This is a genomic window from Streptomyces sp. URMC 129, assembly GCF_051386415.1.
In the GTDB taxonomy this organism is placed as follows: Bacteria; Actinomycetota; Actinomycetes; order Streptomycetales; family Streptomycetaceae; genus Streptomyces.
The window spans coordinates 14,766-34,445 of record NZ_JBPQTQ010000058.1 but is presented as its reverse complement, the minus strand read 5'-3'; the positions used below and the strand labels follow the sequence as shown (position 1 = coordinate 34,445).

Below are 19,680 nucleotides of genomic sequence, written 5' to 3'. Positions count from 1 at the left end.
CCCCCCCCCCCCCCCCCCCCCCCCCCCCCGCCGCTGTTACGCGTCGCGTTACTCCGACTCGCGCTGCGCCGCCGGCGCGGCGGCGGAGCCGCCCTCCGTCACCTCGAACTCGGCCAGGACGGTGTCCTGACCCTCGTCCAGGGTGCAGGCCGACTCGAAGGTCTTCAGGCCGGTGTCCGAGCCGTCGGCCTTCTTCGGCGTCAGCGTCAGCGTGAGGTCGCCGACGCTGATCTCGCCCTGGCCCGGCTCGCTGAAGGTGACCGAGGGGGCCTCGCCACTGGCGTTGATCTGGAACTCGGTGTACGGCGGAGCCTTCGGGATCTCCTGGTTCGGCACCTCGAACGGCACCTCGATCGGCAGCTCGACGCCGGGGGCGGTGACGTTGGCGCTGGCGAGCGCGCTGCCCTCGATGGAGGCGGCGGCCACCGTCTGCAGGCCCTGGTGGGTCTTCGCGTTGGCGGTGGTGACCGCCTCGATGACGAAGGGAGGCGTCTCCTCGCCCACCCCGATGGAGGAGGGGATGTCCGTCTTGACGTCCACCTTGAGCGGCTGCTCACCGATCAGGGGGAACGGACAGGTGTAGTTCAGCGTCAGGGACACCGGGTCCGCCGAGGCGGAGGTTCCGCCGAAGGCGAGAAATCCGCCGCCGACAAGGGCGGAAGCGCTCACCGCTGCCGCCAGCTTCATCTTCTTGTTCTTCTTCTGAGCTCCCATGAGCTACCTCTCGTGTAGCGAGGGAGAGACACCGCGTGATGCCGCTCGCTTCGCTGAGAACGGATCGCTGACTGAGCACGTAATCGCCGGGGAAAACCGATCCGACCACGTTTCCGAACCGGAAATTTATCTCTCGTAAATATCGGCGGTCAAGGTTGCAACAGCAATCTCCACAAGCCTTCCCGAGCGAGCCCTTTTTGTGACCGGAAAAGCCGGGAACCACACCTCCTTCACCGGCACGACAAGCCGTCGTCCCAGGTCAGCGGGCATGGGCAGGCCGCCGCAGGGATTCTACGCGGATGGAGAATGCGCCGTGAAGGGACGCGCCACCCGCCTTGCTTCGCTGCTGATAAGCGATTTTCCGGAGCGGCGACGGCGGTGGCCCGGGCGGGATCGCCACATCGAGGATTTCCCAAGGATGCCGGATTCACATTCGTGCCCGTTTCATGCAGGCGAGGCCGGGTAAAAGAGCTGGCAAAAGAAAAGCGGGCGGGTCCGGAGCGATTCGCTCCGGACCCGCCCGCTTTCCCGCTGGACAAACGCTAGGCGGGCTGCCGCTGCGGGGACGGTGGCGCGGGGGCGGCCTCGTCCTGCGCCGGTTCCCCGGGGCGTGGCGGGATCCGGCGGAAGAGGCGGCGTGTCCTGCCGTCGACGGCCATCAGGAAGGCGGTGGGCAGGAAGACGAGGTCGGCGGCGATGGCCGACATCGAGAAGAAGGGAAGCCCCATCAGGATCCCGATCCCGATGTGCTCGCAGACGAGGGCGGCGAGCAGCACGTTCTTCACCTTGCGGTTGAGGATGCTGAACGGGAAGGCGACCTGCACGAGCACCGTGCCGTAGGTCATGATCAGCACCATGATGCTGTTGTCGGACAGGCCCTCGGAGATCGCCGGGAAGGGCTGGAAGGTGTCCAGCCGCATCGAGTAGTAGACGGCGGTGCCGTCCTGCCACAGCGAGCCCTGGATCTTGTACCAGCCGGCCGCCGCGTAGATGAGGCACACCTCGAACATCATGATCAGCAGGGCGGCGTTGTGGGCGAGGTTGCTCATCATGTCCGGCACGGCGACCAGTTCGCCGTGCCCGCGGCGGTTCACCGCCCACCACACGGCGTGCACCGCCCACAGCCCCCACAGCGCGCCGGTCCAGCCCAGGCCCGGAAGGTTCCCGGCCGCGGTGGCCGCGGTCAGCGCGGCGCCGGATATCAGCCACAACGCGATGCCGACCGGGTCGTACGTCCTCTTCTTCTCCCGCGCGCGGGAGCGCCGGCGGGCGTCCAGCGACCAGACCTGGCCGCAGCGGGTGAGCACCAGGTAGATCGCCATGATCCGCAGGATGTTCTCGCCGCCGCCGCCGAGGTGCTCGTTGCGCTCCTGGAAGGAGACGACCATCACCATGACGAGGGCGGTCGACGTCCGCGTGCGCCAGCCGACGAGCATGGCGACGGCGGCGGCGATGGCCAGGACGTAGACGAACTCGAACCAGATGTTCGAGTCCGACCAGATCAGGACGCCGAGCCCCTGGGAGTTCTCGGCCGCCCGCTCCGCGAGGTCGAAGCCCCACGGGCCGTCGGGGCCCCAGATCTGGTGGCGGTAGGGGATCTCCCGCAGCAGGAAGAGGAGAAAGGTGAAGGCGACGGCGATCCGGACGACGGCCGTCTGGTAGGCGCCGAAGGACCGGCCGGCCGCCAGTTCCAGCCACGGACGGAACAGATGGGTCTCGGGGTCGGCGGTGCCGGCTCTCACGATGCCTCCTCGTCGGACAGCTCGTCTCTCACCTCGGCGGGGAGGTCCTGCGGACTGACGGGCCACCAGTCCAGCTCGCGCTCCCTCGGGAGCGTGCTGACCTCTTCACCGGTCCACGCCGGTGACGGGATCGCCCGGGTGACACCCCGCACCTGGACGCGTTCGACGGTGCGGAGGTCCACCTGCTCGCCCAGCCGGTCCAGCGCGAGGCGGCGCAGGTAGCTGTCCAGGAGCAGCCCCGTCTCGGACATGGCGTGGCCCTCGTCGTCGTGCGTGCCGGTGAAGGCCGCCCACGCCCGGCGGAGCTGGTGCTGGGGGGCGTTGCTGGGCAGTAGGTTGTGCTCGACGTGATCCATGTCCTGCTGGGTCATGTCGAGCCAGGGGGTCGTGTCCAGGGTGCCGTCAGGACGGCGGAACTCGGCGCGTGCCTCGACGTGCGTATTACTGGTCGGAGGATTGGGCGCGAACAAATTCCAGTATTGAGTGAATTCCGGAGAGACGTAATCACTGATCGTTTCGCCGTGCTCCTCCTTCACCACGTTCGAGGGCGCGACGAAAAAGAAGACCGCGCCCATATGCCAGACTGTGGCCAGCGCGATAACCAGCGCGGTGACGGCGACGGCAGCGCGGCCGGGCAGCGAGAGCGCGCTGAACCCGGGGGGCGCGGGGCGCGTGGAGGCGTTAGGCGCTGTGGCCTCGGGCGGTTCCATGCTATGCGGCTCTCCCATGTCCGTACGGAGTCCGGGCACCATACGCCCGCCCTACCTGCGCCAACGTCCCTGCTGCGGGACCCTTGGCCGATCGTGACAAACATGTGAGGTAGATTACTCATTCACATGACAAAAAAAATCGGGTGTCGAAAGCTCCTTGACCCCGTTCGATACCGCCGAGTAGTTTTCCGGTTTTGAAATCCCCCCGCATGCACTTGGAGTGCCATGTCGCCCGATTCACACACTCGCCATATCGTCATCGGCGTCAGTCCGTTCGGGAAACCCGATGCGCGGCTTACGGCCTCGGTGTGCCGGGCCGGCGGGCTGGGAATTCTTGATCTAGGAGCCGGTGACCGCACCACGCTGGAGGCGCTCGCGCGCGTCCGCGAATGGGTGCGCGGGCCTTACGGTGTCCGGGTGTCCGCGGGGTGCGCCCTCGGCCCCGAGGAGTTCGCCGACGTGCCGGAGCTGACGGTCCTGCTGAGCGCCGGCGCGCCCTGGCGGCCGCGTGACCTGCCCGCGGGCTGGAAGGTGCTGGCCGAGGTGACGAGCGCCGAGGAGGCGGGCCGGGCCGTTTCGGCCGGGGCGCACGGGCTCATCGCGCGCGGGAGTGAGAGCGGGGGCCGGATCGGCTCCCTGAACACGTTTGTGCTGCTGCAACGGCTTCTGGCCGACCCCGGACTGGGCGTGCCGATCTGGGCCGCCGGGGGGATCGGGCCGCGCACGGCCGCGGCGGCGGTCGCGGGCGGCGCGACGGGCGTCGTACTGGACACGCAGCTCGCGCTGCTGGAGGAGTCCGCGCTGCCGGAGGAGACGGCGGCGGCGATCCGCCGGATGGACGGCACCGAGACCGTCGTCGTGGACGGGATCCGGGTGCTGCGCCGGCGCGACGTCCAGGAGGGCCAGGCCGAGCCGCTGCCCGTCGGCCAGGACGCCTGGCAGGCCCGCCGCTTCGCGGAGACCTGGGGCAACGTGGCGCGGGCGGTCCGCGCGGTGCGGACCGCCGTCGAGGAGACGTTCGCCGACGACACGGCCGCGGCGGCGCTCCGTCCCGGCTCCCCGATGAGCCGCGCGCTGCGCACCGAGCTGCCGGTGGTGCAGGGGCCGATGACGCGGGTCAGCGACCAGCCCCGGTTCGCCGCCGAGGTCGCACGCGAGGGCGGCCTGCCCATGCTGGCGCTGGCGCTGGCCACCGGGGAGCAGACCCGGGAGCTGCTGGCCCGGACGCAGGAGGCGCTGGGCGAGCGGTCCTGGGGCGTGGGCCTGCTCGGCTTCGCGGACGAGGCGCTGCGGACCGCGCAGATCGCGGAGGTCCTGGAGCGGCGCCCGACGCACGCGATCATCGCCGGCGGGCGCCCGGCCCAGGCCGCCGCGCTGGAGCAGGCGGGGATCAGAGCGTTCCTGCACGTGCCGACGCCGGGACTGCTGAAGCAGTTCCTGGAGGCGGGCGTGCGGCGGTTCGTCTTCGAGGGGTCCGAGTGCGGCGGTCATGTCGGGCCCCTCAGCAGCTTCGCGCTGTGGGAGGCGCAGCTCGCCGTCATCGAGCGGTTCCTGGCGGCGGCGGACGGCGACGGCACGGCCGCCGAGCTGGAGCTGCTGTTCGCGGGCGGCATCCACGACGAGCGGTCCTCCGCGATGATCGCGGCGCTGGCCGCGCCGCTGACGGCGCGCGGCGCGGCGGTCGGGGTCCTCATGGGCACCGCGTACCTGTTCACCGAGCAGGCCGTGAGCTGCGGCGCGATCGGTGAGGTCTTCCAGCGACAAGTGATAACGGCCGACTCCACGGATCTGCTGGAGACGGCCCCCGGGCACGCCACGCGGTGCGTGAGCAGCCCCTTCACCGAGGAGTTCACCGCCGCGCGGGAGCGGATGCGTGCCGAGGGCGTGCCGGACCGCGAGGCGTGGCAGGAACTGGAGAAGCTCAACCTGGGCCGGCTGCGCATCGCGAGCAAGGGCATCGAGCGGGTCGGTGACGAGCTGCGCGAGACCGGCGAGGACCGGCAGCTCACTGCGGGCATGTTCATGGCGGGCGAGGTGGCGGTGCTGCGGTCGCGGCTGACCACCATCGGGGAGCTGCACCGCTCGGTCGGCCCGGCCGCGGCGGACTTCCTGACCGGCAGCGCCGCGCTGGTGCGCGAGCGGCTGGGCCTGGCCGGGGCCGAGGCGCCCGAGCCGGCGCCGGAGCCGCTGGACATCGCCGTCGTCGGCATGGCCTGTATGTTCCCGGACGCGGCCGACATGGGCGAGTTCTGGGCGAACGTGCTCTCCGGGCACGACGCGGTGACCGAGGTGCCGGCCGAGCGCTGGGACCCGGAGGTGTACTACTCGGCGGAGCGTGCGAACGACTCCACGCCGTCGAAGTGGGGCGGCTTCCTGCCGCGCATCCCGTTCGACCCGCTGGCGTACGGGATCCCGCCCGCGACGCTGCGCAGCATCGAGCCGGTGCAGCTGCTGGCGCTGGAGGCCGCGCGCCGCACGCTGACCGACGCCGGGTACGACGACCGGCCGTTCGACCGGTCCCGCACGTCGGTGATCTTCGGCGCCGAGGCGGGCAGCGACCTGTCCCAGGCGGCGACGCTGCGCGCGGTCCTGCCGGCCTACGTGGACGCGATGCCGCCGGCCCTGGCCGAGCAGCTCCCCACGCTGACCGAGGACTCCTTCCCGGGCATGCTGTCCAACGTGATCGCGGGCCGCATCGCCAACCGTCTCGACCTGGGCGGCGCCAACTACACGGTGGACGCCGCCTGCGCCTCCTCGCTGGCGGCGCTGGACGCGGCCTGCAAGGAGCTGACCGCCGGGTCGAGCGACCTGGTGCTGTGCGGCGGCGCCGACCTGCACAACAGCGTCAACGACTATCTGCTGTTCGCGTCGGTCGGCGCGCTGTCCCCGACCGGCCGGTCCCGGACGTTCGACGCGGACGCCGACGGCATCGCGCTGGGCGAGGGCATCGCCTGCGTGGCGCTGAAGCGGCTGGCCGACGCCGAGCGGGACGGGGACCGGATCTACGCCGTGATCAAGGGCGTCGGCGCCTCCAGCGACGGCCGCGCGCGCGGTCTGACCGCGCCGCGGCCCGAGGGCCAGCGCGCCGCCCTGGAGCGTGCCTACCGCAACGCGGGCGTCTCCCCCGCCGACGTCGGCCTGGTCGAGGCGCACGGCACCGGCACCGTGGTCGGTGACCGCACCGAGCTGGGCATCCTCACCGAGGTGTTCACCGAGTCCGGCGCCGCTCCCGGGAGCTGTGTGCTGGGGTCGGTGAAGTCGCAGATCGGGCACACCAAGTGCGCGGCCGGGCTGGCCGGGCTGATCAAGGCCGCGCTGGCCCTGCACACCGGCGCGCTCCCGCCCACCGGCAACCTGACCCGCCCCAACCCCGCGTGGAAGCCGGACGAGAGCCCGTTCGTCTTCCACACCTCCCCCCGCCCCTGGGCCGTGCCCGCCGGTGAGCGGATCGCGGGCGTCAGCGCGTTCGGCTTCGGCGGGACCAACTTCCACGTGGTGCTCGGCGGCTACGACGCGCCGCCGCCCCCGCACGGCCGGGACGTGTGGCCGGCGGAGCTGTTCACCTTCCGGGGCGTGGACCACGCCGCCGCCGTGCGGGAGGCCGAGCGGCTGCTGGCGTCCCTGGACGGCGGCGCCGCCCGGCAGCCGCTGCGGGAGCTGGCCCGGGCCGCCGCCCGCCGTTCCGACACCGCGCAGGGCCAGGTCCGCATCGCGGTCGTCGCCGCCGACGCCGGCGAGCTGGCGACGGCGCTGCGCACGGCGCTGGCCGGTGGCCACGACCCGGCCGCCGGGGTGTACCTCGCGGACCCGGCCGCCGCCGGGCCGGGCGGCCATGTGGCGTTCCTCTTCCCCGGGCAGGGCAGCCAGCGGCCCGGCATGTTCGCGGAGCTGTTCCTCGCCTTCCCCGACCTCCAGCGCCACCTCCGGCACGGCGACGGCGCCGCGTACGCGGACACGCTGTTCCCGCCGGCCGCGTTCGAGCCGGGCGCGGCGGACCGCCAGCGCGCCGCGGTCACCGACACGCGGGTCGCGCAGCCGGTGCTCGGCATGGCCGGGCTGGCCGCGTTCGACCTGCTGACCCGCGCGGGCGTCCGGCCCGACATGGCGGCCGGGCACTCCTACGGAGAGCTGGTCGCGCTGTGCGCCGCGGGCGTCTTCTCGCCGGAGACGCTGATCGGCCTGAGCGCCGAGCGGGCCGCGTCGATCCTCGCCTCGGCGGGGGACGACCCGGGCACCATGGCCGCCGTCGCGGCGCCGGCCGAGGACGTCGAGCGCGTCCTGCGCGAGGCCGGTCTCGCGGACCGGGTGGTGACCGCCAACCGCAACGCGCCGAAGCAGACCGTGATCTCCGGCGGGACCGACGCCGTGGGCGTGGCCGTCGAGCGGCTGCGCGAGGCGGGGCTGCGGCCCCAGCGGCTCCCGGTGGCGTGCGCGTTCCACAGCCCGCTGGTCGCCGCGGCCGGCCCCCGTTTCGCGGAGGCGCTGGCCGGGCGGCAGGTCCGGGTCCCCGAGTTCCCGGTGTGGGCCAACCGCACCGCGATCGTCTACCCGGCCGAGCCGGACGGCATCCGGGCGGAGCTGGCCGCCCAGCTCGGCGCGCCGGTGCGGTTCGTGGAGCAGGTCGAGGCCATGTACGCGGCCGGGGCGAGGGTGTTCGTCGAGGCCGGACCGGGCTCGGTGCTGACCGGCCTGGTGCGCAAGATCCTCGGCGACCGGCCGCACCTGACGGTGGCGGTGGAGCCGCGGCCCGACGCCGGGCTGCGCGGGCTGCTGGACGCCCTCGCCCGGCTGGCCGTGGCGGGCCTGCCGGTCCGCACGGGCTGGCTGTTCCAGGGCCGGGGCGACGCGGAGGCGGCCGAGCGGGCCGCGGCGGCGAAGCCGGCCGGCTGGACCGTGGACGGCCACCTGGTCCGCACCGTGGACGGCGAGGCGCTGCCCGGCGGGCTGCGCCCGGCGCGGCGGGTCCCCGTCGCGGCGGCGCCCGCGGCGCAGCCGAACCGGGACGCGCTGATCACCGAGTTCCTCACCACCAGCCGGGAGATGATCGCGGCCCAGCGGGACGTGCTGCTGTCGTACTTCGGCGGCGTCGTGCCCGCCCCGGCCGCGCCGCTGACGATCCAGGCCGTGCCGTACGCGCAGCCGGCGCAGGCGATCGCCGCCGCACCGGCCGCGGCGCCCGCCGAGCCCGCTCCGGCGGCGGCCGAACGGGCCGCCGAGATGCCGCGCGACGTGCTCGGCACGGTCCTCGACGTCATCAGCGAGCGCACCGGCTACCCGGTGGACATGCTGGAGCCGGGCCTGGACCTGGAGGCGGACCTCAGCATCGACTCCATCAAGCGCACCGAGATCGCCGGCGAACTCGCCGCGCGGCTGGGCGGCCCGGCGTCGTTCTCGCTGAGCGACACCGAGGTGGAGGAGCTGTCCGCGGCCCGGACCGCCGCCGCCATCGCGGACTGGATCTCGGCGCGCGGATCCGCACAGACGCCCTCGCCGGAGGCCGGAGGCCCGATCCCGGCAGTCGGTGGGGGACACCACGGTGGCGCGGCGGCGGACGCCGCGCTCGCGGGCGAGGCGCCCAAGCGGTTCGTGCAGCGCCGGGTGGCGCTGCCGGCCGGGGCGTCCGCCGCCCCCGACCTGGCCGGGCGCCGGTTCGCGGTGCTGGGCCGGGGCGAGGCCGCCGACGCGCTGACGGCGGCGCTGGCCGGGCGCGGCGCGACGGCCGTGACGCTCGACGCGGGGCACCTGCTGGGCGAGGCGGACGGCCGTTTCGACGGCGTGTTCCTGCTCGCGCCGCTGACCGAGCCGGGCGGCGCGATCCCGCCGGCGGTCTTCCCCGCCGTCAAGGCGGCGCTGCGGGACGGCCCGCGCTGGCTGGTGTGCGCGCGGCCGGCCGCCGAGGGCGCGGCCGGGTTCGACGGCCTGTTCCGCTCGGTGGCCCGGGAGTACCCGGAGACCGTCGCCCGCGCGGTGGCGCTGGACGCGACCGCGCCCGCCGCGGCCGTCGCCGAGGCGCTGCTGGACGAGCTGGCGGCGCCGGACCGCGCCCCCGCCGTGCTGCGCACCGCGTCGGAGCGGCAGGGCTTCGAGCTGCTGGCGGGCGAGCTGGACCGGGACGCCGACGCGGTGCCCGACGCCGCCGCGCTCGGCCTGACCCGCGACTCCGTCGTGGTGCTGGCGGGCGGCGCGCGGGGCATCACCGCGCACATCGCCGTCGAGCTGGCGCGGGCCGGCGGCTGCCGGCTGGAGCTGCTGGGCCGCACCCCCCAGGCGACGGCCCCCGAGGCCGCCGACACCGCGCGGGCGGCCGACCGGACCGCGCTGCGCGGGGCGCTGGCGCGGCGCGGCGGGCTGGCCCCGGCCGAGATCGAGCGGGAGGCCGGGCTGATCCTGGCCCAGCGGGAGATCGAAGCCACCCTCGCCGAGCTGACCGCCCTGGGCAGCCAGGCCCGCTACCACTCGGTCGACCTGCGGGACGCCGAGGCCGTCGCCCAGGTGATCAAGGAGATCCGCACCCGCAACGGCCGCCTGGACGGCGTGGTCTGCGCCGCCGGGGTGATCGAGGACCGGCTGATCGCGCAGAAGACCGCCGAGTCGTTCGGCCGCGTCTTCGCCACCAAGGTGGACGGCGCGCGGGCCCTGCTCGACGCGGTGGGCGAGCTGTCCCCCGCGCCCGGGTTCGCCGTGCTGTTCGGCAGCATCGCCGCCGTCCTGGGCAACCGGGGCCAGTCCGACTACGCGGCGGCCAACGAGGCGCTGGAGGGCCTGGCCGCCGCCTGGTCCGCGCGGACCGGGCAGCGCGCCCTGACCGTGCACTGGGGCCCGTGGGCGCCGTCCGCGACGCACCCCGGCATGGTCAGCCCCGAGCTGGGCCGTGACTACGCCCGGCGCGGCGTGGGACTGATCGCGCCCGACGCCGGGGCGCGGGCCCTGCTGCGCGAGCTGGCCTGGGGTGACCCGGCGGCGCCCGCGGTCGTCTACACGGCGGCCGAGGGGTGGGACAAGTGACGGCCGGGGGCGGGGGCCGCGACACCGCCGTCGCGATCGTCGGCATGGCGGCGCTGCTGCCCGGCGCCCCCGACCTGGAGACGTACTGGCGCAACCTGGTCTCCGGCACCGACGCGATCACCGAGGTGCCGGTCGGGCGCTGGGACCCGTCGTACTACCCGGACCCGGTGTACTGCCGCCGGGGCGGGTTCGTGGACGACCTGGCCGAGGTGGAGGTGACCCGGTTCGGGATCATGCCCACCTCGGTGGCCGGGACCGACCCCGACCAGCTCATCGCGCTGGCGGTCGCGGCGGACGCGATCGCGGACGCGGGCGGCGAGGACCGGCTGCCCGACCGGGACCGGGTGGGCGTGGTGCTGGGGCGCGGCGGCTACCTCAACGCCGGGCAGGTCCGGCTGGACCAGCGGCTGCGCACGGCGTACCAGCTCACCCGCACGCTCGGGGAGCTGCTGCCGGAGCTGGGCGCGGACCAACTGGCCCGGGTGCGGGAGGCGTTCGCCGCCCGGCTCGGCCCGGAGCGGCCGGAGGACGCGATCGGCATGGTGCCGAACCTGGCCGCCTCCCGGCTGGCCAACCGGCTCGACCTGCGCGGCCCCGCGTACACGATCGACGCGGCCTGCGCCTCGTCGCTGATCGCGGTGGACCAGGCGGTCGCCAAGCTGACGTCGGGATCCTGCGACGTGATGCTGGCGGGCGGCGTCCACCACTGTCACGACATCACGCTGTGGAGCGTGTTCTCGCAGATGAAGGCGCTGTCGCCGAGTCAGCGGATCCGCCCGTTCCACGCCGGGGCCGACGGCATCCTCATCGGCGAGGGCACCGGCATCGTGGTGCTGAAGCGGCTGGCGGACGCCCAGCGGGACGGCGACCGCGTGTACGCCGTCATCCGCGGCACGGGCGTGGCCGGGGACGGCCGCGCCGGGGGGCTGGTCAGCCCCGACCCCGGCGGCCAGACCCGGGCGGTGCGGCAGGCGTGGGCGGCGGCCGGTCTCGACCCGCGCGAGCCGGGCGTGATCGGGCTGCTGGAGGCGCACGGCACCGCCACGCCCGCCGGGGACGCGGCCGAGCTGGCCACGGTGGCCGAGGTGTTCGGCCCGGCCGGGGCACCGGGCGACGGCGAGGGCCCGGTGATCGGGTCGGTGAAGTCGATGATCGGCCACACCATGCCCGCGGCGGGCGCGGCCGGACTGATCAAGGCGGCGCTGGCCGTGCACCGGGCGACGCTGCTGCCGACGCTGCACTGCGACGACCCGCACCCGGCGCTGGCGAAGACCCGGTTCCGCCCGGTGGCCACGGCCCAGCCGTGGGAGGCCGACATGCGCCGGGCCGCCGTCAACGCGTTCGGCTTCGGCGGGATCAACGCCCACGTCGTCCTCGAACAGGCCGCGCCCGACCCGTCCCCGCGCCGCTCGCGCGGCCGGGCGGCGCCGGGCGCGGTGCGCGAGCCCGAGCGGGTGCTGCGGCTGGCCGCGGACAGCCCACGCGCGCTGGCGGAGCTGCTGGACGCCGACGACGCGGACCTGCGGGCCCGGGCGGGCGAGGCGCCCGCGCCGGACGCCCCGGTGGGCAGCCGGCTCGGCATCGTGGAGCCCACCGCGAAGCGGCTGGCACTGGCCCGGCGGCTGGTCGCCAAGGGCCGGGCGTGGCGGGGCCGCGACGATGTCTGGTTCAGCGCCGATCCGCTGCTGGCCGGTCCGGACGCCGGGCGGCTGGCGTTCGTCTTCCCCGGTCTGGAGGCCGAGTTCGAGCCGCGCGGCCTGGACGAGGTGGCCGAGCGGTTCGGCCTGCCCGTGCCCGGCCGCACCGAGGCCGACGCCGCCGACACCGCCCGGCAGGGCCTGGGCGTGATCAGCGTCGGCCGGCTGCTGGACGCGGCGCTGCGCCGGATGGGCGTGCTGCCGGACGCGGTGGCCGGTCACAGCGTCGGCGAGTGGACCGCGATGGTCGCGGGCGGGCTGCACTCCAGCGAGCAGTCGGACGCGCTGCTGGCGTCGTTCGACCCGGACTCCCTCAGCGTGCCGGGCGTGGTCTTCGCCGCGCTCGGCGTCTCGGCCGAGAAGGTCGAGGAGGCGCTGGTGGGCCGCTCCGACATCGTGCTCTCCCACGACAACTCCCCCCGCCAGTCGATGGTCTGCGGCTCCCGCGAGGCCGTCGAGGAGCTGGTGCGGTGGTTCCGCGAGCGGCGGGTGCTGGGCCGGGTGCTGCCGTTCATGTCCGGGTTCCACACCCCGATGCTCGCCCCGTACCTCGGGCCGATAGCGGAGGGCGCCGACCGGTTCGAGCTGCACACCCCCACCGTGCCGGTCTGGTCCGCCACCATCGCGGCGCCGTTCCCGGACGAGCCGGAGGAGGTGCGGAAGCTGTTCCTGCGCCACCTGCTGGAGCCGGTCCGCTTCCGGCCCACCATCCAGGCCATGTACGCGGCGGGGTTCCGCGCGTTCATCCAGGTCGGAACGGGCCAGGTCGGCTCGCTGATCGACGACACGCTGGACGCGCAGGACCACCTGACCGTGACCGCCAACTCCCCGCACCGGGGCGGCCTGGCCCAGTTGCGGCGCGTGGCCACCGCGCTGTGGACGGAGGGCGCGGCCGTCGACGACGCCGTGCTGGGGCCGCCGAAGGCGAAGCGGGCGGCCCCGGCGCGGCCCGCCACGCGCCTGGCGCTGGGCGCGCCGCTGATCTCGCTGGAGCCCGGTGAGCGGGACGCGCTGGGGTCCGCCCTGCGGGGCGCGGTGCGGGGGCCGTCGGCCGCCGCGGCCCCGGAACTGTCCGCGCTGAACGGGCTGGCCTCGCGGTTCCCCGTCGCGGCCGAGCTGGGCGCGCTGCTCGCGGAGACCGCGACGGCGGCGGCCACGGTGATCGCGGCCGGCGACCCGGCGGCGGCCACCGCTCCCCCGGCGCCGCCCGCGCCGGTCCCCGCGCCCGCCCCGGCCACCGCCGCGGCGCACGTGATGCCGCTGGTGGTGTCCACCCGGACCATGCCGTACCTGCTGGACCACTGCTTCTTCCCGCAGCGGCCCGGGTGGCCCGACGACTCCGACCGGCGTCCGGTCGTGCCGGCGACCACGATCATGCGGCACCTGATGGACGCGGCCGAGCAGACCGCCCCCGGTGCGCGGGCCGTCGCGCTGTGGGACGTGCGCTGCGAGCAGTGGGCCGACGCGATCCCGGAGGTCACGGTCGACGTGACGGCGACGCCCCGGCCGGACGGCCGGCTGGCGGTGACGTTCGGCCCGTACGCGCGGGCGCAGGTGGAGATGGCGCCCGGCTACGCGGCGCCGCCCGAGCCGTGGCCGGCCGACCCGGCGGGCGAGTGGCCCGGCGAGCACACGCCGGAGGAGATCTACGGCGACCGCTGGCTGTTCCACGGCCCGGCGTTCCAGGGCCTGACGTACCCGATCGCCCTCGGCGAGAAGCACGTGCGGGGCGTCATCGCCGCGCCCCCCGCGCCGGGCGCGCTGCTGGACAACGTGGGGCAGATGGTCGGGTACTGGCTGCTGGTCACCCAGCCCGGCCGGAACATCCTGTTCCCGGTGCAGGTCGGCGAGACCCGTTTCTTCGGGCCCGAGCCGCCGCCCGGCACGGCGGTCGAGTGCCACATCCGGGTCACATCGGTCACCGAGACCGGTCTGGACCTGGACGCGCAGCTCACCGTCGACGGCCGGGTGTGGGCGGAGATCCGGGACTGGAAGGACCGCCGGTTCGCCGGGCCCGACCCGCGCCGCGCGGGCGGCTACCCCGAGCACCGGGGGCTGTCCGTGGAGGGGGAGGGCGGCTGGTTCCTGATGCGGGAGCAGGCGCCCGACCTGGCCTCGCGCGATCTGCTGATGCGGACCCAGTTGGGCCGCGAGGAGCGCGAGGAGTACGCGCGGCGCCCGCCGCGTGGCCGCCGCCAGTGGCTGCTGGGCCGCATCGCCGCCAAGGACGCGGTGCGGGAGTGGCTGTGGCGGCGCGGTGAGGACGCCATTTTCCCGGCCGAGATCCGGATCGCCAACGACGCGGCGGGCCGCCCGTACGCCGAGGGCACGCACGGCCGGGTGCTGCCTCCGCTGGACCTGTCGCTGGCGCACCGGGGCGACGTGGCGGTCGCCCTCGTCCGGCCCGCCTCCGGCACCGGCACCGGCGTGGGCATCGACGTGGAGGAGATCACCGCCGACGTCGAACGGGCCGTGGCGGTGGCGCTGGGCGACGAGGAGCGGGCGCTGCTCGACTCCGTCGTGGCCGCCGACGGGCAGCGGTCGGCGGCGGAGTGGTGCACGCGGTTCTGGGCGGCCAAGGAGGCCGCCGCCAAGGCCGAGGGCACCGGATTCCGGGGCCGGCCGCGGGACTTCGCCGTGGTGGCGGCCGACGCGGAGGAGATGACCGTCGCGGTCGGTCCGCGCCGGCACCGGGTGCGCTGCGCCCACGTCGTCGATCCGGCTGCGGCCGGCCCGGCGGGCACCGACCAGACCAGTCCGGACCCCATGACCACGGGCCCGGCGAGCGGCACGGCGGCGAGGACCTACATTGTCGCCTGGACCGCGCCGAACAACGAGGAGACCGACCAGTGAGCGTTGCACAGCCCGCCGAAGCCGCCCAGGACACCGTTCTGGCGACCGTGGCCGACATGATCAGGGACATTCTGGGCGGGGAGGACCTGGCCGAGCTGGAGATCGGCATGGACACCCGGTTCGGTGACGACCTGGAGCTGGAGAGCATCGACATGGTCGCGCTGTCCGAGAGCCTGGAGGAGCGCTACGGCGACCGCGTCAACTTCGCCGCGTTCGTCGCCGAGATGGAGCTGGACGAGATCATCTCGCTGACCGTGGGCCGGCTCGTGGACTACGTGGTGGCCAGCCTCCGCGCCGGAGAGGAGAGCTGAGCCGTGGCCCGGATGGAGGTGAACGGGGTCGGGCTCAACGTGCTGCGCCTGACCCCCAAGGGCGGGACCGACACCGGTGACCGCCCGCCCGTCGTGGTGTGTGTGCACGGGGTGTTCATCGACAGCCTCGCCAGCTTCTACTTCACGCTGGGCCCCACGCTGGCGGCGGGCGGCTGCGAGGCCGTCATGTTCGACCTGCGCGGGCACGGCCGCAGCGAGCGGCCGGAGAGCGGGTACACGATCGAGGACTTCGCCGGGGACCTCGACGCGCTGCTCGACCGCCTCGGCATCGACCGGCCGGTGCACCTCGTGGGGAACTCCTTCGGCGGCACCGTCGCCCTGGACTACGCCGCGCACCACCCGGAGCGGGTCGCCTCCGTCCTGGTGATCGAGTCCGGGCCCGCCACCGAGGACTGGGCCGAGTCGATGCGCGGCGCCCTGGTGCAGACCACGGAGAACCTGCCGGAGGACCAGGCACTGGCCTGGTGGGTGCACATGTACGGCACCTACGCCTCCAACCGCAGCGGCAAGCAGCACGAGGCGCACATCGCCCGGCTGGGCTCGGCCGCGGCGCGGCTGATGCGGACCACCACCATCGTGGCCGACGTCCCCGCGAGCCGGCTGCTGACCGAGGAGCAGTTGCGGTCGCTGGCCGCCCCGGTGCTGCTGGTCAACGGCAGCGACGGGCTGGTCAAGGGGAAGGCGGACTGGCTGATGTCGGTGCTGCCCCGGGTCCGGGTCGCGGAGGTGCCGGGGCAGAAGCACTCGGTGCTGGTCGAGGCCCCGGAGGCGGTCGGCAAGCTGGTGCTGGAGTGGGTGCGGGAGAACGAGACGAACGCCGCCGCGGCCGTGCCCCCGGCCGGCGGAAACGGCGGCAGTGGCGGAACCGGCGGGAGCGCCGCGGAATGAGCCGTTTCCTCTTCGTCGTCCCGCCCCTGGTCGGGCACGTCAACCCGGCGGCGGCCGTCGCCGGTGAGCTGACGACCCGCGGGCACGAGGTGGCGTGGGCCGGGCACCCGGGGCTGCTGGGCCGGCTGCTCACCCGGCAGGACCCGGTGTTCCCCGTGGACACCCCGGAGGAGAAACCGCGCCCGGCCGGGCTGCGCGGGTTCGCGGCGCTGAAGCACCTGTGGGAGGAAGGCTTCGTGCCGCTGGCCGAGGCGATGGAGCCCGGCGTCGAGCGGGCGATCCGCACCTTCCACCCGGACCTGGCGGTCGTGGACCAGCAGACGGTCGCGGGCGCGCTGGTGGCGGAGCGGTCCGGGCTGCCGTTCGTCACCTCGATGACCACCTCCGCCGAGCTGCTGGGCGCGGCCGGCACGCCCAAGGTGGACGAGTGGATCCGGGAGCGGCTGGGCGACCTGCGGCAGCGGATCGGGGACGCGCGGGCGTCGTACGACCCGCGGTTCTCGCCCCTGCTGACCCTCGCCTACACCACCGTGGACCTGGTGGGCCCCTACCCCGACCCGGGCGGCCCGGTGGCGTTCGTCGGCCCGGCGCTGGCCGAGCGGCCCGCCGACCCCGGCTTCCCCTGGGACTGGCTGGACGCCGGCCCGGACCGGCGGCTGGTGCTGCTGACGATGGGCACGGTCAACTCGGAGGCCGGCGCCCGTTTCCTCAGCGAGTGCGTGGCGGCGGTGCGGGAGCGGGCCGGGCGGCTGCGGGCCGTGGTCGCGGACCCCGGCGGCGCGCTGGGCGAGGAGCCGTTCCGGGACGACGACGTGCTGATCGCGCGCTCCGTCCCGCAGTTGGCGCTGCTGGAACGGACCGCGGCCGTGGTCTGCCACGCCGGGCACAACACGGTGGCCGAGGCGCTGTGGAACGGCGTCCCGCTGGTGGTGGCCCCCATCCGGGACGACCAGCCGGCCGTCGCCATGCAGGTCACCGAGGCGGGTGCCGGAGCGCGGGTCCGCTTCGCGCGCGCGGACCGGACGTCGATCGGCGCGGCGCTGGACACCGTGCTCGACGACCCGGTGTACGCGGCGGCGGCCCGCAGAATCGGGGACTCGTTCCGTGCCGCGGGCGGCGCGCCCGCCGCCGCCGCGCACCTGGAGAAGCTCGCGGCCGACGCCTGACAGCACGCCGCACCCCATCGGAAGAGGCAGGCACATGGACACACGCACGGCCGAGATCGCGGAGCTGCGCTCCGACTACCAGGCCGAACTGGCCCTCGGCCTCGATCGGTTCTTCCACCCCAGGCGCACCACCTGTCCGTGGTGCGAGTCCGCGGCGCTGACCCGGCGGATGCGGACCCGCGACTGGGTGCAGGGCAAGCCCGGGGTGTTCACGCTCGACCGGTGCCGGGACTGCGGGCACGTCTTCCAGAACCCCCGGCTCAACACGGACGGACTCAATTTCTACTACCGCGATTTCTACGACGGGCTCGGCCGCGAAACCACCGAGACCGTGCTTCAGGGGCGGGGCAGCCCGCGCCGCTACCAGGCGAGCGTCGACTCCCTGACCCCGCACATCGCGCCGCGCACCTGGCTGGACGTGGGCACCTCGTACGGCTTTTTCTGCGCGGCGGCGAAGAAAGTCCTGCCGGAAACGGAATTCGACGGGCTGGACATGGGCGAGGCCGTGGAGGAGGCCGCCAAGGCGGGCCGGATTTCCCGCGCCTACCGGGGTCTGCTCACCGAGCTGGCCGGTGACCTGGCCGGCCGCTACGACACGGTCAGCATGTTCCACTACCTGGAGCACACCCTGGACCCGCGCGCCGAACTCCAGGCCGCCCGGACCGCGTTGCGCCCGGGCGGGCACCTGCTGATCGAGGTCCCCGACCCGCAGTCGCTGTCCGCGCGGCTGCTGGGCAAGTGGTGGGTGCCGTGGTTCCAGCCGCAGCACCTGCAGCTCATGCCGGTGGCCAACCTGCGGGAGGAGCTGAACCGCGGCGGGTTCTCCGTGGTCGCCGAGGAGCGCGGCACCGCGCACGTTCCGGTGGACCTCATCGGCGCCGGCTGGTTCGTCCTCAACCGCATCCTCCCCTCGGACGACGCGCCGTGGCGGGAGGAGCCGCCGCCGCGGGTGGCGCGGGCGACGCGCAGCGCCGGGCTGCTGGCCGCGCTGCCGGTCCTGCTCGGTCTGCACGCCGTGGAACTGCTCGCGGCGCCGGTGGCCCGCCGCTCCCGGCTCGCCAACGCCTACCGGCTGGTCGCGCGCCGCAACAATTGACGCCGAGCCCCGGTCCGCGGATTCATCCGCCCCGGCGCAAGCGACCGCCCGCATTGGCGCCGGGCTGACAAGAAACATCAACGGGGGAAGTTGACCGTGGATTTCCGGTGTGTTACCTGGCACGCTCGAAATCTCAACTCGAAAGGCCGGACGAAAGGTTGCTTCAGTGCTTGCTATGTTGTCCCGCCGCCGGCCGGGAAAACGAATCCTGGCTCCGGCGGCGGCCGTCATGCTGCTGTGTGCCGCCGCGGGCCCGGTGGCGGCGGGGGCACCGGCCGCGGCTCCGGCCGAGGAGCTTCCCCCCGTCGCCGAGGACGAGTTCTACGTGCCGCCGAGCCCCCTGCCCGAGGGTGAGCCCGGTGACATCATCCGCTCGCGCCCGGCGCTCCCCGGCGGCCCGACCCCGCAGGGGCTGGCCGACGCCTGGCAGGTGATGTACCTGTCGACCGACGCGCTCGGCGAACCGGTCGCGGTCACCGGCATGGTGATGGTGCCCAAGGGCGCCGACCCGGCCGACACCCCGATCGTCGCCCTGGCCCCCGGCACCCACGGCCCCGCCGCCCGCTGCGCGCCCTCCGCGATGATCAACGACGGCGCGTTCTACGAGCAGTCGGCCGTCAACGACATGCTCCGCGCCGGCTACGCGGTCACCGTCACCGACTACGAGGGCTACCACGCCGACCCGAGCAGCACCTACATGGTCGGCCAGTCGATGGGCCCGGCCGTCATCAACTCCGTCCGGGCGGCGCAGAATTTGCCCGAGACCGACCTGGCCGAGGACGCCCCGGTCTTCTTCCGCGGCTACTCGCAGGGCGGCGCCGCCGCCATGTGGGCCGGCCAGCTCCAGCCCGAGTACGCGCCCGAGCTGAACCTGACGGGCGTCGTCGGCGGCGGTGTGCCGGCCGACCTGGTGCAGGTGGCGCTGCCGCTGGAGGGCCAGCGGGGCATGGGCGTGCTGCTGTACGCGCTGCTCGGCCTGGACGAGGCGTACCCGGAGCTGGACCTCGACGCCTCGCTCACCGATGCGGGCCGGGAGATGTACGCCCAGATGGAGGAGGGCTCCTGCACCGTCGAGCTGCTGAACGACTACGTCGGCAAGACGCTGCAGGACTACATGACGACCGTCCCCGTGCTGGAGGACTCGTGGCAGGGCCGCCTCGGTGAGAACCGGCTGGGCGGCTCCCCGATCGAGGTGCCGGTCTTCCAGTACCACGTGGTCGACGACGACATCGTGGACTACAGCCAGGGCCAGGCCCTGCGTGACGAGTACTGCGCGCAGAACGTCGAGCTGACGTGGAAGCAGTACGAGTCCGGTGGCCTGCACACCGACGGCATCGGCCTCGGCAACGACGACGCCTCGGCGTTCATCGCGGACCGGCTGGCCGGCGACCCCGCCACCACCACCTGCTGATCCGGCGTTTGCCGCCCGACCGGGCACCCGCACCGCCCCCGTACCCGCACGCCGGGTACGGGGGCG

The 19,680-nt window shown here is 74.5% G+C and carries 10 protein-coding genes; 7 read left to right on the top strand and 3 right to left on the bottom strand.

Annotated elements, in window-relative coordinates:
* Positions 1 to 48: 48 nt before the first annotated feature.
* The 3 genes from ACSNOC_RS14275 to ACSNOC_RS14265 all read right to left on the bottom strand — a co-directional run bounded on the left by ACSNOC_RS14275 (position 49) and on the right by ACSNOC_RS14265 (position 3,166).
* The gene (locus tag ACSNOC_RS14275; protein WP_436747777.1) at positions 49 to 714 is read right to left on the bottom strand and encodes a DUF6801 domain-containing protein; all 666 of its coding nucleotides are present in this window, start codon (positions 712 to 714) and stop codon (positions 49 to 51) included.
* A 542-nt stretch (positions 715 to 1,256) separates the two neighbouring features.
* The gene (locus ACSNOC_RS14270; protein WP_436747776.1) at positions 1,257 to 2,456 is read right to left on the bottom strand and encodes an HTTM domain-containing protein; all 1,200 of its coding nucleotides are present in this window, start codon (positions 2,454 to 2,456) and stop codon (positions 1,257 to 1,259) included.
* Positions 2,453 to 3,166, bottom strand: coding sequence for a DUF5819 family protein (locus ACSNOC_RS14265; RefSeq protein WP_436747775.1), 714 nt, complete (start codon positions 3,164 to 3,166; stop codon positions 2,453 to 2,455). Before ACSNOC_RS14265 ends, ACSNOC_RS14270 begins: the two co-directional genes overlap by 4 nt.
* 225 nt (positions 3,167 to 3,391) lie before the next feature.
* On the opposite strand from ACSNOC_RS14265, the gene ACSNOC_RS14260 reads away from it, so the two are divergent.
* The 7 genes from ACSNOC_RS14260 (at position 3,392) to ACSNOC_RS14230 (ending at position 19,614) form a co-directional block, all read left to right on the top strand.
* Entirely contained in the window at positions 3,392 to 10,171 is a 6,780-nt protein-coding gene (locus ACSNOC_RS14260; protein ID WP_436747774.1) for an SDR family NAD(P)-dependent oxidoreductase, read from the top strand.
* Positions 10,168 to 14,721 (top strand): beta-ketoacyl synthase N-terminal-like domain-containing protein, encoded by a 4,554-nt coding sequence (locus ACSNOC_RS14255; protein ID WP_436747773.1) that lies wholly within the window; start codon positions 10,168 to 10,170, stop codon positions 14,719 to 14,721. The genes ACSNOC_RS14260 and ACSNOC_RS14255 overlap by 4 nt, the downstream gene beginning before the upstream one ends.
* Entirely contained in the window at positions 14,718 to 15,032 is a 315-nt protein-coding gene (locus tag ACSNOC_RS14250) for an acyl carrier protein (RefSeq protein ID WP_436747772.1), read from the top strand. Before ACSNOC_RS14255 ends, ACSNOC_RS14250 begins: the two co-directional genes overlap by 4 nt.
* Before the next feature lie 12 nt (positions 15,033 to 15,044).
* Positions 15,045 to 15,941, top strand: coding sequence for an alpha/beta fold hydrolase (locus tag ACSNOC_RS14245; protein ID WP_436747778.1), 897 nt, complete (start codon positions 15,045 to 15,047; stop codon positions 15,939 to 15,941).
* Positions 15,938 to 17,107, top strand: a complete 1,170-nt coding sequence (locus tag ACSNOC_RS14240; RefSeq protein ID WP_436747771.1) for a glycosyltransferase — start codon at positions 15,938 to 15,940, stop codon at positions 17,105 to 17,107. Before ACSNOC_RS14245 ends, ACSNOC_RS14240 begins: the two co-directional genes overlap by 4 nt.
* Before the next feature lie 34 nt (positions 17,108 to 17,141).
* Entirely contained in the window at positions 17,142 to 18,203 is a 1,062-nt protein-coding gene (locus ACSNOC_RS14235; RefSeq protein ID WP_436747770.1) for a class I SAM-dependent methyltransferase, read from the top strand.
* 229 nt (positions 18,204 to 18,432) lie between these two features.
* Entirely contained in the window at positions 18,433 to 19,614 is a 1,182-nt protein-coding gene (locus tag ACSNOC_RS14230; RefSeq protein ID WP_436747769.1) for a lipase family protein, read from the top strand.
* Positions 19,615 to 19,680 lie beyond the last annotated feature (66 nt).

Excerpts from the sequence above, each read along its gene's own strand:
- ACSNOC_RS14275 (WP_436747777.1), bottom strand. The coding sequence starts at position 714 with ATGGGAGCTCAGAAGAAGAACAAGAAGATGAAGCTGGCGGCAGCGGTG.
- ACSNOC_RS14265 (WP_436747775.1), bottom strand. The coding sequence starts at position 3,166 with ATGGAACCGCCCGAGGCCACAGCGCCTAACGCCTCCACGCGCCCCGCG.
- ACSNOC_RS14260 (WP_436747774.1), top strand. The coding sequence starts at position 3,392 with ATGTCGCCCGATTCACACACTCGCCATATCGTCATCGGCGTCAGTCCG.
- ACSNOC_RS14245 (WP_436747778.1), top strand. The coding sequence starts at position 15,045 with ATGGAGGTGAACGGGGTCGGGCTCAACGTGCTGCGCCTGACCCCCAAG.
- ACSNOC_RS14240 (WP_436747771.1), top strand. The coding sequence starts at position 15,938 with ATGAGCCGTTTCCTCTTCGTCGTCCCGCCCCTGGTCGGGCACGTCAAC.
- ACSNOC_RS14235 (WP_436747770.1), top strand. The coding sequence starts at position 17,142 with ATGGACACACGCACGGCCGAGATCGCGGAGCTGCGCTCCGACTACCAG.
- ACSNOC_RS14230 (WP_436747769.1), top strand. The coding sequence starts at position 18,433 with ATGCTGCTGTGTGCCGCCGCGGGCCCGGTGGCGGCGGGGGCACCGGCC.